The following is a 14,609-nucleotide window of genomic DNA, read 5'->3' on the forward strand; positions in this document are numbered from 1 at the left end:
TTATCGTTGTAATTTGATTCCCACATCATTGATGCCGGGCAGGAGGCTGTCGGGTAATGTATAAGCTACTTTGAAAAGGTAGTCACCGGGTTTCCCTATCTTGATGTTTCCTGCGGGAAATGCAGACTGGTATAAACCGCCCCAGCCATCTCCTTTCCATATGCCTTCTTTATCGGCTAAGACGGCTGTCAATGTATCTGTCTGTAGCTTTTTCAATTCCGGACTGTCATAGCAGACGGATAAGTTGATGTTTTGGTAAGGGTAAGTGCTGCGGTTTCTAATTTCTACTATCAGTTTGTAGTAAGTTTGCGAATCGGGCACAGCGACATTGAAAAGGAGTGTGTCCTGTCGTTTCCAACCCTCTTGCGGAATGGATTGGAATGCATGATATACAGTCTGTTTATCGCAAGCGCCTAATGCGCTTACGATAAACAGCAGTATGATATATCTCAGAGTCTTTGTCTTATTCTTGAGCAGGCTTGTCATTTTGAGCAGGTTTATCTCCCTGAGGTTTGGGCTTGTTGTTGTGAGGACGTTTACGGTTGTTGCTATTCCGTTGTGAACGTCTTTCATTTCCTTGCGGCCGTTTTTCGTCTCCCTGCTGTCTGGGCTGCTCTTGTTGTTGCGGAGCGGCAGACTGTTCTCCGCCTTGCGGTCGGTTATTGGGAGTCTTTTTCTTCTTTTTATTCCGGTTGCCGCCGTTATTTCCATTACCGTTTCCATTGTTGCCGTCTCCGCCGTTCTTGTTCTTGCGGTTACGGTCGAAGCGGGTCAGGCTTTCCTGTTCCAGCAGGTCTACCGGTTTCTTGGGTTCGGTGCGATGTGTCTCTTCCAACAGGCTCTCCGGTTTGATGCCCCTTTTATTCAGACCGATAACTTCAAAGGCGCGTCTTCCGCTGATAGTAACCAGATTGGCAGGGATACTCTTGTCGGTGGAGTAAGTTATCTGGTTGCTGAGAATGTCGGCTTTGAAGAAATAGAATACGCCGTCTTTGGTTTCCAATTCGATTTCTTTGGAAGGCAGGCGTTTTTGTGCTTCTACGTAACAGTCCACTTCGTAGTTGAGGCAGCATTTCAGTTTGGCGCATTGTCCGGCAAGCTTTTGCGGATTCAGTGAAATATCCTGGTAGCGGGCGGCGCTGGTCGAAACGGAAACAAACGATGTCATCCAGGTAGCGCAACACAACTCACGGCCGCAAGGTCCGATACCGCCGATACGGCCGGCTTCCTGACGTGCACCGATCTGCTTCATTTCGATGCGTACATGGAAAGCGTCGGCAAGCACCTTAATCAGTTGGCGGAAGTCTACGCGTTCATCGGCAATGTAGTAGAAGATTGCTTTGTTGCCGTCTCCCTGATATTCCACATCCCCGATTTTCATATTGAGGTTGAGGTCAAGAGCGATCTGGCGGGCACGTATCATCGTGCTGTGTTCACGCGCTTTCGCCTCGTTATACTTGTCCATATCCACCGGTTTGGCTTTGCGGTAGATGCGCTTGATATCCGCTTCCGACTTGATATTTGCCTTACGCATCTGTAGCGGTACAAGCCGCCCGGTAAGGGTTACTACGCCTATATCATGTCCGGGAGTAGCTTCCACGGCTACTATATCGCCTTTTTCCAAAGGAATTTTGTTGCTGTTGCGGAAATAACCCTTGCGGGTATTTTTGAACTGAACTTCCACCATGTCCGATTCCTCTGCATTGCCGGGAATGTCGGCAAGCCAGTCGTAAGTGTTCAGTTGCTTGTCTTGCCTGCCGCAGCTTTTGCAGCAGAGACCGCCGCTTCCGTTATGTAGTTTAAATTCCATCATTCTATCTGTTATTTTGATGATTTACTATGTTATATGTTAGTTGAAAAGGATTCTTCTATTGTTTTAACAGAACAATCATTTTCAGTGAAAAATCAAAGAATACCATACGGGCATTCACATTCTGTTCAATGTGCACTTGCGCTTCGCTGAGTTCATCCATAATACCCATAACATTCCGTTCGTTGACAAACGGGGCAAACCGGGTAGCGAAGTTCTGTTCGGGCAGGGTCATGTAGTTCATCTCTTTCCGATGCAGGTTATAGATGAAATTTTCCCGTATCATGCGCTGGCAGTATTCCAGAAAATTCTTTTGGCGTTCGCGCCCCATAGCCGCGAGTTGTTCGCTCCATTGCTTCATTTCCCGTATTTTCCGTTGATAGGAGAGGCGCATCAGGCTGACGAACAGATTGAAAAACAACTCATTCTCTTCATTCAGGTGGATTGTTTCCAACGCCTTGATGAAGTTTCCGTTTGCCAGATGGGCTATGGTCTGGCTGTCCGCCGGTTGCACGCCGTACTTTTGTTGCAGCGCGTTTGCCATGCTTGCCTCATCTATTTTGCGGATGTTGAAACGTTGTGTACGGCTGAGTATGGTAGACAATATCATTTCGGGTGCTTCGGAAACCAACAGGAAGATGGTCTTCTCAGGCGGCTCTTCCAGCAGTTTCAGCAATTTATTGGCGCAGACCTCGTGCAGCTTTTCAGGCAGCCATACAATGGTTACCTTGTATCCGCCTTCGCTGGATTTCAAACTGAGCTTACGGGTGATTTCATCGCTTTCCTTTGCGTAGATAATCGCTTGTCCGTTTTCCGCTCCCATTTCATTCAGCCAATGATTCAGTGAGAAATAGGGGTTGCTTAGTACAAGATGCCGCCAGTCGGCTATGTAGTCATCGCAAACTTCTTTCTTCCCCTTGGCACTTTTCACGATGGGGAATACGAAGTGTACGTCCGGATGCACCAGTTTATTCCACTTCACACACGAAGGACACGTGCCGCAGGCATCGGTCTCCGTGCGGTTCGGACAGCAGATGTAACGGGCATAAGCCATAGCCAGCGGAAGTTTGCCTACTCCTGCCGGTCCGCAGAACAGTTGCGCGTGAGGAATACGTCCTTCCCGCACCTCTTGTATCAATTGTTGTTTGGCTGTATCCTGGCCTATTACATCTTTAAAAAACACGGTGTCGGTATTTGGTTAATAAATCTGTTTGGCTACTTCCTTGATGCTGTCCACTGCACCTATGGAATAGAAATGGATGCTGGGAATATGGTACTTCATCAGTTCCTTGCATTGCTGCACGCACCATTCGATACCTACCTGTTGCGCTTCGGCATCATTCTTGCATTTCAAGATTTCGTTTGTCAGCTCTTCGGGCAGGTCTACTTTAAACGTTTTGGGTATCATGCTGAGTTGCGAAAGCTTCTTGAACGGCTTGATGCCCGGTATAATGGGGATGGTAACTCCGGCTTTGCGGGCGCGTTCTACGAAATCGAAGTATTTCCGGTTGTCATAGAACAATTGGGTAACGGCATATTCCGCTCCGGTTTCCATTTTCTTTTTCAGCCAATAAATGTCCGTATCGATGTTGGGCGCTTCTTCGTGTTTCTCCGGATAACAGGCCACTCCGTATGAGAAAGGAGTATTGGTGACTTTCATCTCGGAGCCGTCTACAAAGATGCCCTTATTGAATTGGTTAATCTGTTCCTGCAATTCAACGGCATGATGATAACCGTTCTTTTCGGGAGTGAATACCGACTCGTGTTTTGCCTTGTCTCCGCGTAACACCAAAAGGTCTGTGATGTTCAGGAATTGCAGGTCGAGCAATACATATTCGGTATCCTCACGGCTGAAACCGCTGCAAAGAATATGCGGCACCACCGTTATGTTGTATTTATTCTGGATGGCTGCGGCTACGGATACGGTTCCCGGACGGCGACGGAGACGGTTGCGCTGGAACAGCCCGTTGCCGAGGTCCTTGTACACGTACTCGCTGCGGTGTGTGGTGATATTGATGTATTTAGGGTCGAACTCCCGTAATGTATCTATTGTTTCGTACAACTTTTCGATGCCTGTACCTTTCAGAGGGGGCAATATTTCAAAAGAAAAAGCTGTTTTTTCGTTACTGTTTATCAGATCGATTACTCTCATTTCTTTTCCGTTGTCTTTGTCTAATTGGCAAAATCCTGCACAATCCTGCACATTGGGAACAAAAATACGAAAAAGAAATGAGAAATGCTTTTTTGGCAGGCTATTCTTTTATGCAACGGATGGAAAACGCATTATAATAATCTTTGCCTTCCGGTTTGACGGCGTTCTTTAAGGCGATGTCGTTATTGCTGTTCGCAAACATTACGACTTTGTCCAATTGCTTTTGTGTGCCGTCATATAGCCAATAGGCGGTCGATGAGTTTGCGTTTACCAAGGCCGTCTTGTTTTCCCTTTCCAACAGCAGCCCTGCGGGTTGAATGCAGAATCCGGTTTCATTGGTTGCGGAATAAACATCCGAGCTCCAGGTATCTGCCTTTTTCAGTGCGGAAGCATTCTCTCCTATGTATTCTTTCAGTCTGTTCCAATCGTTTTCTGTTGGCAACCTCCAATCCAACGGAGCCAATTTCCCGGTAAGGACGGCCTCGCCGTTGTAAAAATGGGAGCTGGTGCCCGCCCATTTGAGGTAGCCCTCGCCTTCTCCCAAAGCTTTTCTGAGGGGCATACTCTTGCTGTCATTATAATGGGCCGTCTGTAAATCCTCTTTCATCCAATATTGTGCGCCTATTTTCACGATGGGGTAGGTGTGCAATATACCGTTCCGTATATCTCTGATTACGTAGCTGCTGACGTTGATAGCCAGTGCTGGTGCGGCAGGCTTTTCCGTTACTATCTTTCTGTTTTTGTCTATGTAGAATTTTTCGATAGGCCGGGAGTGGCCGCTAATGTAGGTCAGCGAGTTGTCCGCTTCATTCCAACTTACTTTACCGCCATGTGTCGTGGCGGTTTTGTCCGGTAGTTGTAAAACGATTCCATTTGTTAAGTCCGTCTGTTCATTGTCCTGTACGGAATAGGCTACAATCGCTTTAGTAGCAACAGCATCGGCGGGGGCAGTGTAAAGATACTCCCGGCATACTTCTGCCACGGGCTTTCCTTGATGGTATATCCTGTAGATATCAGACATGCTGAATGACAGCGAGGCTGTGTGTACGGCAGTGATTTCGTATCGGTTTTCGCTCTCTCCTTGTTCGCTGAGCTCCCATTCCTTGATGTTGGCGATAACTCCGGTGAGGGTTGCACTTGTGCTTTGCAGTGCGTTGATGCAAATCTCCAGTTCCGTGTCCTCCTCAATGGTGGCCGACGGGAGAGGGCAGGTATAGATTTTTCCGTTCCATTCCAGGGTAAAAGCCTGTCCGCCGTCGGAGTGTGTTTGCGGAATTACAATAAGCTCTTTACCGGACAGCGTATTACCCTCTTTCTTCCATGTGCCGAAAGGAATGATATCCGTTTCGCTCGCATCGTCAACCGAGGAAAGCTTGTCCGATTGCAGGTCATATACGGCTTGTGTCCTGAAACCGGTAGCTATGATTCTGGGGTTGGCCTTGAGCATCTCGTCCGTATCTTCACCTTCTTGGGGTATAAGAACTAACTTTATTTTGGCAAACCGGTGCTTGTATTCCAGCTTTACGGTTTTCTCGCTGTTGGGTACGTTCCCGATGCGGGCGGTCATGAAGTTGGATAAGCTGTAATTGGCGGTCTTGTTCTGGTCTGCTTGTACTGTGACGTCCAGCAGTGAGCTTCCTTTGGACACGTTTTCTTCCTGATACGGATAGTAGCTGATGAAGTCCAGCGTGGCATCTCCTTCCGGATAATACACTTCTTTCTTGGATATCAGTTTGCTGTTGTCGCTACATTCCAGAAGCAGGTTGTCGATGTATCGCTGCTGGTCCAGGGAATTGCCTGTCAGCATGGCAAAGATACCGCTTCTGTCTCCTATGTCGAAAGTGTTTTTAGTTACTTTGGTAGCGGCTTTACTTGCTTCAAAGGAAAAGGAGATGAGGATACTGCCCTCTTTGATTTCATCATTTAGCCTGTTGATACAAGATGTACCCGATAAGGCAAGGAGCAGGCATAACACATAATTTGCCCTTTTGAAAGCGTTTCTCATGATATTCATGTTATAGTAGTTTTATAAGACGAAAACATCTTCGCCTTTGGTTCGTACTTAAAAACTTACGTGTCGATATATCAGATTGGGCAGAACCGTAAATGTTATGAGAAAGTAGTTTACGCTTTCAGATTTCTATTAGTCAGTTATCACGCTTGATAGCTTGGTGCTTTTTCTTCTCTTTACATATATCTAAATAAAAACAAGGATGTAAAAGTATACTAAATCTTTGGAATAATCACACAAATAATCGCTCAAATTAAAATAAATGTGTGATGAGTTACAGCGCAGAGCAATGCGTAGTGATTTATTTCAATAACTTACGGTTATCTTCATCACCGTTTCCCAATATATTCATTTGATGAATGGCTATTTGGTTTAGTTTAACGAGACGTTCTCTTTGTGTCATACTCTGTTCGATAAATACTGCATTGAGGTTTTCCATATTCGACAAACAGATAAGTTCATTAATAGTGGCATAATCACGAATATTACCTTTCAGTTCGGGATTGGCTTCCCGCCATTGTTTTGCTGTCATGCCGAACATGGCTACATTCAGCACATCGGCTTCATTGGCGTAAATAATACTTGCTTGTACCGATGTGACTTCCTGCGGAATAAGGTTTTGTTTTATGGCATCAGTGTGTATGCGATAGTTGATTTTCGATAATTCACGCTTTGCTGACCAACCGAGTTGCTGTTGCTCTTCAGTCTTTAACCGTTGAAACTCTTCAATAAGGTAGAGTTTGAAAGGTACGCTGATTGCAGAACCGAATTCAAATGCAATATCCTTATGGGCGTACGTCCCGCCGTAGCGTCCTTTTTTAACGATGATACCGATTGCATTAGTCTGCTCTATCCATTCGGAAGCACTTAATACAAAAGATGGCAATCCGGCACTCTTTCTAAAGTGGTCGAATTCGACCACTTTAAAATTAGGATTATGGATGATTTCCCATGTGCCAAGAAATTCAATTGTATAACGGCTTCTTATCCAATTTTTAATTACGTCTGCCGCTCTGCTGTCCCCTTCTTTGGCGGAAGCCATGTCGGTAAGGGATATATAATCTTGTTCCTTAAAATTGAGAACATTAATCTGCGTGTTTTGAACGATGATTTTCGCCATTATGTAATTGATGCTTTGAGTTTCAGCCACAAAGGTAGTACAATTCACAAGATTATCTTCTTTTCAATGAACTATTTGAAAAATATAGAATATGGAAATACAGCATCTAATGAAGGCGTTTTATAACCTGATAGATTGATTGTACTCAAGTATACGGTTATCCGACAATTGAAAGTTCCGAAAGAAATAAACAGTGGGATTTTACTGAAATAATATCGAATCATTTTGTATTGCCTGCTTTAATTCAACAAAAACTTCCGCAATTTATTTATACCGCTCTGATTTTTTATCTAACTTTACACGCTAAAATCGTAAACAGTAATTAGTTAAACCGTAGAACAGAGCTTATGCCTTTAAATTTACCCGATAAACTTCCCGCGATAGAGCTGCTGAAAGAGGAAAACATATTCGTCATTGACAATTCACGGGCTACCCGGCAGGACATCCGTCCGCTGCGGATTGTCATATTGAATCTGATGCCGTTGAAGATTACGACGGAGACCGATTTGGTGCGTCTGCTCTCCAATACTCCGTTGCAGGTGGAGATTTCGTTCATGAAAATCAAGAGCCACACCTCAAAGAATACTCCGATAGAGCATATGAAAGCTTTCTATACGGATTTCGACAAGATGCGTGACGAGAAGTACGATGGTATGATTATTACCGGAGCCCCTGTGGAGCAGATGGACTTTGAGGAAGTGACCTACTGGGACGAGATAACCGAAATATTCGATTGGGCGCGTACGCACGTTACGTCCACGCTTTATATCTGCTGGGCGGCGCAAGCCGGACTCTACCACCATTACGGTGTGCCCAAGTATCCGCTGGACGCGAAAATGTTCGGCATATTCGCACATCGCACCTTGCAGCCTCTGTATCCCATTTTCCGTGGTTTTGACGATGTGTTTTATGTTCCCCACAGCCGCCACACGGAAGTCCGCAAGGAAGATATTCTGAAAGTTCCCGGACTGGCCCTGCTTTCGGAATCGGAAGAGGCAGGGGTCTATATGGTAATGGCACGTAACGGGCGCGAGTTTTTCGTAACCGGTCATTCTGAATATTCCCCCCTGACGCTCGATACGGAATACCGCCGCGACCTGGCTAAGGGATTGCCTATTGAGATGCCCCGCAATTACTATGTGGACGACAACCCGGACAAAGGCGTATCGGTACGGTGGCGGGCGCATGCCAACCTGCTGTTCTCCAACTGGCTGAACTACTTTGTATATCAGGAAACCCCGTTCAATATTGAAGAAATTAAATAAGAACTCCGAAAACCCAGTGGGGTCTTGTGCCCCTTTCTGTGGTGAAAGAAATATGATGAAGCAACGAAAAATAGAACTATTGGCCCCCGCCAAGAATCTGGAGTGCGGTATTGAAGCAGTCAATCATGGTGCGGATGCGGTATATATAGGCGCACCGAAGTTCGGCGCACGTGCGGCTGCGGTCAATTCTTTGGAAGATATAGCCGCTTTGGTGGCGTATGCCCATTTGTACAACGTACGCATTTACGTTACGGTCAATACCATTCTGAAAGAAGAGGAGCTTGCCGAAACGGAAAAGATGATTTGGGAACTGTACCGCATCGGTGTAGACGCCCTGATAGTGCAGGATATGGGAATTACCCGTCTGAACCTGCCGCCCATCCCCCTGCACGGCAGTACGCAGATGGACAACCGTACACCGGAGAAAGTACGTTTCCTGGCGGATGCAGGTTTTCGTCAGGTAGTGCTGGCGCGCGAGCTGTCATTGCAGGAGATACGCCGAATCCACGAGGCTTGTCCGGAAACGCCTTTGGAAGTGTTTGTGCACGGTGCGCTTTGTGTAAGCTACAGCGGCCAGTGCTACGTCAGTCAGGCATGTTTCGGCAGAAGCGCCAACCGGGGAGAGTGTGCCCAGTTCTGCCGCCTGCCGTTCAGTCTGGTAGATGCCGACGGGAAAACAATCGTTCGCGACAAGCACCTGCTCTCCTTGAAAGACCTGAACCAAAGCGAAGTGCTGGAAGACCTGCTGGATGCCGGCGCCTCTTCCCTCAAGATAGAAGGGCGGTTGAAGGACGTTTCCTATGTGAAGAACGTTACGGCTGCCTACCGCAGCAAGCTGGATGCCATTTTCGCCCGTCGCAAGGAGTACGTACGTGCTTCTTCGGGTACTTGCCGTTTCGACTTCACGCCCCGGTTGGACAAGAGTTTCAGCCGTGGCTTCACCCATTACTTCCTGCAGGGTCGCGACCGGGAAATCTCCTCTTTCGATACGCCGAAGTCCCTGGGCGAGGAGATGGGTACGATGAAAGAGCAGCGCGGCAACTACCTTACCGTTGCCGGAGTGAAACCTTTCCATAACGGAGACGGTGTCTGCTTTCTCGATGAACAGGGCCGTTTGCAAGGTTTCCGTATCAATCGGGTGGATGGCAACAAGCTGTATCCGGCAGGCGATGTGCCCCGTATCAAACCGCGCACCCGTCTTTTCCGCAATTTCGACCAGGAATTTGAGCGCATCCTTGCCCGCAAGTCCGCCGAACGTAAAATCGGCGTTGGATGGGAGCTGGCAGATACCCCTTCGGGCTTTGCCCTGACAGCGGCGGACGAAGACGGCAACCGCATAACCTTGTCTTTCCCCTATCCAAAAGAACTTGCGCGTACTCCGCAACCGGAGAACCTGCGTACCCAACTCGGCAAATTGGGGAATACTCCTTTCGAGGTCATGCCTCTCGGCGGCACGGACAGCCCCTCGGCAACAACAGCTCCCGCCATTGCAATCAACCTGTCGCAGAACTGGTTCATACCCGCCTCGGTGATAGCCGACTGGCGTCGCCAGGCGATAGACAAGCTGACTGCCGCCCGCCGCATTACTTACCGTCGTGAGTTACATGTGTGGAAACCCACCCGCCACCGTTTCCCGGCAACATCCCTGACCTATCTGGGCAATGTGATGAATACCGCCGCCCGCAGCTTTTATCAGGCCCACGGAGTAGCTTCCGTGGAACCGGCATACGAGAAGCAGGCCGTACCCGAAGCCGTACTCATGTTCTGCAAACATTGCCTGCGTTACAGTATGGGCTGGTGTCCTACACATCAAAAGGGACATTCCCCGTACCGGGAACCCTATTATCTGGTAGGAACAGACGGCAAACGTTTCCGCCTCACTTTCGACTGCAAGAACTGCCAAATGAAAGTCAGCAGTTAAAAGCCAAGGATGAAGCTTACGTATAAAGCATACGGTATAAAGAATGAAGTATAAGGTATGGGGGAATACGCATAACGGATAGTGAAGATGATTGAGAATGAATGCCCAAAGTATATAATATGAAGAAAGAAGAAACAAACATAAACAGCCGTAAACACAGCGTCACCGTACAACGTGCGTCCCGCTCTTTATACCTTATGCCTCATACCTTATACTTAAATTTCATATTTTATATTTTATACCTTATTCTCGGTTCTTCTTGCCATTATCCCCGTCCGGACCTGGAAGACGGGAAACTGGGGGCAAAGACCCGCGATTCGCTGGCTTATCTGTACGAGCGTCATTATACGTGGAACACGAATCTGGAAGTGCAGGAAGATTCGGTGACGATAGCCTGCCTGCCTGTAAAGGACTGCTATAATACACTGTACAAGGGAGACAGGGTGGTGGTGGCGGAGTTTGCCATCCACCCGACGGACAGTGTGGACAGCGTATGGGTCAAGCTCGCCCATTCTCAGGAAGTGCAAGGCTGGCTTCGGGAAAAGGACATGATCCGGGCGTTTGTACCTACGGACAGTATCTCGCAGGCCATTTACCTGTTCAGCGATACGCATGCTTCCTATTTCATTGTTATTTTTGCGCTGTTTGTGGCGGCATGGCTGTTTCGCGCGTTCCGGCGGAAGCAGTTGCAAATGGTCTACTTCAATGATATAGACAGTGTATATCCGTTGTTGCTGTGTCTGTTGCTGGCGTTTAGTGCCACGGTGTACGAGTCGATGCAGGTGTTTGTGCCGGAGACGTGGCAGCATTTTTATTTCAACCCCACACTCTCGCCGTTTAAAGTGCCGTTCGTGCTATCCGTTTTCCTGATGAGCCTTTGGCTGTTTGTCATCGTACTGTTGGCGGTGCTCGACGATTTGTTCCGCCAACTGAGTCCGGAAGCGGCTGTGTTCTATCTGTTGGGGCTGGCTTCCTGTTGCATTTTCTGTTATTTCTTCTTTATACTGACTACCCATATATACATCGGTTATCTGTTTATAGCCGTATTTGTGTGGGGGTTCTTCAGGAAACTGCGTTCGTCACTGGCGGCATCCCGCTATCGCTGCGGCAATTGCGGACAGAAAATAGGGGCGAAAGGGGTTTGCCCGCATTGCGGGGCAATCAACGAATAGGTTATTTGCCGGTACCGGCTGGCGGTACTTCGCGTTCCAAAGGGAGGTATCCCGGCTACCGGCAGTTGGTATTCCGTGTACCAACGCTTGGTAGTCCGCGTACCATAGTGTGGTACTTCACGTACCAATGCTTGGTAGCTCCCGTACCAACGGTTGGTATTTCGTGTACCAAAGCGGGTATTACTTTGGTACACGAAACCGGTTTATATTAAGAGGCTTACAATTCTGATTTACCTGCTTGTAAAAGTCGGCAAACTCTGTTTGCTAAAATCTGCAACGCAGTTCTATTCCGGCCTGGATGGGACGTCCTTTCTGCATAAATCCGTTGCCCATGCTTTCGAAATAGAAGGCGGCGTAATCCTTGTCCAGTGCATTGCGCACCCAGAAGTCTATCTGTCCGCGGCCTTTCTGGAAACTGATACGTCCGTTCAGTGTGCCGTAGAATGATTGGCTGACGGTGTTCTCTTCCGTCCAGTACACACGTCCCGCACCGGTGTATCCGGCATTCAGTTGGATGCGCTCCAGCCAATATCCCGGGTTGATGCGGAAAATGTACTGTCCGCCTACGGTCAGCGTGTGTTTGGGAACGAAAGGCACGTAGTTGCCGTTGTAGCTGATTTCCTGAAGCTGTCCGTTGATGCGGGTATTGGTTACGTAGTCCTTAAAGGTGGCATACGTATAGCCGTAGCTGGTGTTCAGTGTGAAGTCGGCAGTAATGGCGGCAGCCAGGGACAGTTCGGCGCCGAGGCTGCGGCTTTTGCCTGCATTCACCGTTTCGCGTCCCAAGCCGCTTGCTCCTGCAAAGCGTGAGATTTGCTGGTCGCGCGTCTCCAGCCAGAAGAGTGCGGCATCGGTACGCAGACGGTTATTGAAAAGATTCAGGTGAGTACCGATTTCGTAGTTCCAGGTTTGCTCCGGTTTGTATTCGGTGGCGGAGCGGGCGTCGGGATTCTCGCCTGCGTCGGGGAACATTTCGTTGATAAGGTCTTTGTAGGATGCGCTGGGAGAACCCTCTACGGCTTTCAGAATCTCCTCTTTTGTCTGCCGCATCATGTCGTTTTTCAGGCTGGACTGCAACAGGTCGGAGAACATCTGGATGTTGTATCCGCCCGAACGGTAGCCCTTGCTCACGGTTGCATAGACGTTGCCCCGATTGTTCTTGAAGTCATATTGAAGGGCAAACTTCGGCAGCAGTTGCAGGTAATCCTTGTCGATGGAACCGTGGTAGCGCGACTGTACGGTGAGCGCCGTTTCGGGCATCATCGGTATTTCTTTGATAACCTGCCCGCCCCGCACCATTTCTCCTTTGATACCTACCGTATAGTCCATTGCAGTGCCGGAGTCGTAGGTCATCTTCATCTTCTCATAATCCAGGCGCAGACCGGCGGTGAAAGATAATCCCGTAAGGCCGAACAGGTCCCGGAAAGTAGACTGGTGGAACAACGCTCCGTTGAGAAGCGGTGTGTCGAAATTACCGTTGATGAGCAGATTGCTGTTGCCGGGCCGCAAGGACGGCAGGATATTGATTCCCATACCGGGCATGGGCAGGGGAACTTCTATTTTGGACGGGATTACACTGCCCAGCATCTGCCCCAGCATTCCCATGCCGTCTTCCCTGAAGGTCACCGGAGCGTCGGTTTTCAGCCACTGGTAGAAGCCGAAGACGCCCGTAGCCCATTGCCAGCGGCTGCTGCCTTTGCTTTTCATCACAATCTCTTCGCTCAGGGTATGGATGCGTTGCTTCTGTTCCAGCGTATAGATGTCTTTCGCCGTAAAATCCTGGTCGATGAACATGCGGTCTTTCAGGAACTGATAGCCCGTTACGGCGCTCAGGGTGAAGCGCTGCGCCTGATATTCGAGGTTCAGCCCTGTATTCAGCAGGTTACGGTAGTAGCTGCTTTCGCGGTTGTTGGAGATTGTGCCGATGTAGGATTTCATCTCTTCGCTTTGGGCGGCGGGGTTGACGCTGCCGGTATAATAGTACGGATAGCCGCCCTGGTCGCTGTATTCGTAGCTCACGTTCAGGTCTGCTTTCCAGTTCTCGGAAGGCAGGTAGATGCCGCGGAAGCGTCCGCCGGCCGATTGGCTCTTGTCTGTCTTCTTATTCTCCAGCGCTGCGTTGCGGAAGAAGCCGCCTTCGTAGTCATAGAAGCCGCCGGTAGAGAAAGCGAAATGCTCGGACACCCGGTGGTAATGCGTCAGCGAAGTGTTGTAGGCATTGTGCGTGCCTGCGCCGATGCGCAAGTCCGTGCCCTGATAGGAGAAAGGCGATTTGGTGTGAATCTTAATCAGTCCGCCCATCGCATTGCGTCCGTACAGCGTTCCTTGCGGGCCGCGCAGTACGTCGATGCGTTCGATGTCGGAGTAGTCGAAGTCGAAAGCGGACTTGTCGATGTAGGGGATATTGTCCACATACAGTCCCACGGACGGCGTGTTGATGCGCGAACCGATACCGCGGATATAGACGGCGGAAGTAAGGCGCGAACCGTAGTCGGGGATGAACATGTTGGGAACGAGTCCGGTCAGGTTCTTGATGGAGTTCACCTGTGCCGCCTGCATGTCCTGCTGCGAAAGCAGGGTGACGGCTGTGGGCTGTTCGCGCAGCTTGCGGTTTTCTTTGGGGGCTGCGATGACGAGGACTTCTTCCACGTCTACTACTTTCAAGGTGTCCAAATCTGCTGCCGACACATTACCGGCAGTGAGGAACGTCAGAATCAGGGGAATAATCTTATATTGTTTCATAACTGGTTTTGTTTCGCTTGCAAAGTAACGCGAAATCTCCAGCCCGTGCAATCCTAATTTATGAGGATTATGATGCCGGGAGATGCGGGGCGGCAGGGGGATTGCCATCCGGTTTATATCCTGTCGGCATCGATGTAGCCGTGCATCACGGCATAGATTGTCAGTCCCGATACGGACTTGATACCCAGTTTCTCCACAATGTTCTTGCGGTGGGTGATGACGGTGGTGAGGCTGATGTTCAGTTTGTCGGCAATCTCCTTGTTGATAAGTCCTTTGGTGATGAGCACCAGCACTTCTATCTCGCGGGCGGAAAGTTCGTGGGCATCGGCGTTGCCGGCGGCATGAGGCGGCATGGCGGAGCGGAGACCGTCCGGTTGCTTGTCGGGGTGTCCATGCTGGTGTCCGTACCGATGGAG

Annotated in this window: 11 protein-coding genes; 3 read left to right on the forward strand and 8 right to left on the reverse strand. The window is 49.0% G+C overall.

Going from position 1 to position 14,609, the window contains the following annotated elements:
* From AB5903_RS09345 to AB5903_RS09370, 6 genes are all read right to left on the reverse strand, one after another.
* Positions 1–486, reverse strand: coding sequence for a gliding motility lipoprotein GldH (locus AB5903_RS09345; protein WP_016660751.1), 486 nt, complete (start codon positions 484–486; stop codon positions 1–3).
* Entirely contained in the window at positions 464–1,810 is a 1,347-nt protein-coding gene (locus AB5903_RS09350; protein WP_175456016.1) for a regulatory iron-sulfur-containing complex subunit RicT, read from the reverse strand. The genes AB5903_RS09345 and AB5903_RS09350 overlap by 23 nt, the downstream gene beginning before the upstream one ends.
* Before the next feature lie 58 nt (positions 1,811–1,868).
* A complete protein-coding gene (locus AB5903_RS09355) occupies positions 1,869–2,993 on the reverse strand; it encodes a DNA polymerase III subunit delta' (RefSeq protein WP_016660750.1) in 1,125 nt (374 codons plus the stop codon).
* Positions 2,994–3,008: 15 nt separating this feature from the next.
* Complete coding sequence (metF, locus tag AB5903_RS09360) at positions 3,009–3,962, reverse strand: methylenetetrahydrofolate reductase [NAD(P)H] (RefSeq protein ID WP_117917736.1); 954 nt, start codon at positions 3,960–3,962, stop codon at positions 3,009–3,011.
* A 100-nt stretch (positions 3,963–4,062) separates the two neighbouring features.
* Positions 4,063–5,976 carry a fimbrillin family protein gene (locus AB5903_RS09365; RefSeq protein ID WP_117917735.1) on the reverse strand — a complete coding sequence of 638 codons (1,914 nt, stop codon included), beginning with the start codon at positions 5,974–5,976 and terminating at the stop codon, positions 4,063–4,065.
* 298 nt (positions 5,977–6,274) lie between these two features.
* Positions 6,275–7,093: a KilA-N domain-containing protein gene (locus AB5903_RS09370; RefSeq protein WP_034535805.1), complete on the reverse strand. Its 819-nt coding sequence runs from the start codon at positions 7,091–7,093 to the stop codon at positions 6,275–6,277.
* A gap of 347 nt (positions 7,094–7,440) precedes the next feature.
* Here AB5903_RS09370 and metA point away from each other — a divergent pair, with 347 nt between their 5' ends.
* The 3 genes from metA to AB5903_RS09385 all read left to right on the forward strand — a co-directional run bounded on the left by metA (position 7,441) and on the right by AB5903_RS09385 (position 11,451).
* Positions 7,441–8,358: a homoserine O-succinyltransferase gene (metA, locus tag AB5903_RS09375; protein WP_217733564.1), complete on the forward strand. Its 918-nt coding sequence runs from the start codon at positions 7,441–7,443 to the stop codon at positions 8,356–8,358.
* Positions 8,359–8,410: 52 nt separating this feature from the next.
* Positions 8,411–10,279 (forward strand): U32 family peptidase, encoded by a 1,869-nt coding sequence (locus AB5903_RS09380; RefSeq protein ID WP_272708900.1) that lies wholly within the window; start codon positions 8,411–8,413, stop codon positions 10,277–10,279.
* A gap of 119 nt (positions 10,280–10,398) precedes the next feature.
* Positions 10,399–11,451, forward strand: coding sequence for a hypothetical protein (locus AB5903_RS09385; protein ID WP_195658238.1), 1,053 nt, complete (start codon positions 10,399–10,401; stop codon positions 11,449–11,451).
* A 264-nt stretch (positions 11,452–11,715) separates the two neighbouring features.
* Here AB5903_RS09385 and AB5903_RS09390 read toward each other — a convergent pair whose 3' ends face one another.
* Both AB5903_RS09390 and AB5903_RS09395 read right to left on the reverse strand, forming a co-directional pair.
* The gene (locus AB5903_RS09390) at positions 11,716–14,193 is read right to left on the reverse strand and encodes a TonB-dependent receptor (protein ID WP_368117813.1); all 2,478 of its coding nucleotides are present in this window, start codon (positions 14,191–14,193) and stop codon (positions 11,716–11,718) included.
* A 113-nt stretch (positions 14,194–14,306) separates the two neighbouring features.
* Positions 14,307–14,609: response regulator transcription factor (locus AB5903_RS09395; protein WP_368117811.1), on the reverse strand; the 303-nt coding region annotated here is incomplete at its 5' end.

It is taken from the genome of Bacteroides sp. 2201st1_D9_2201SCRN_220225, from assembly GCF_040928965.1.
Taxonomy (GTDB): Bacteria; Bacteroidota; Bacteroidia; order Bacteroidales; family Bacteroidaceae; genus Bacteroides; species Bacteroides stercoris.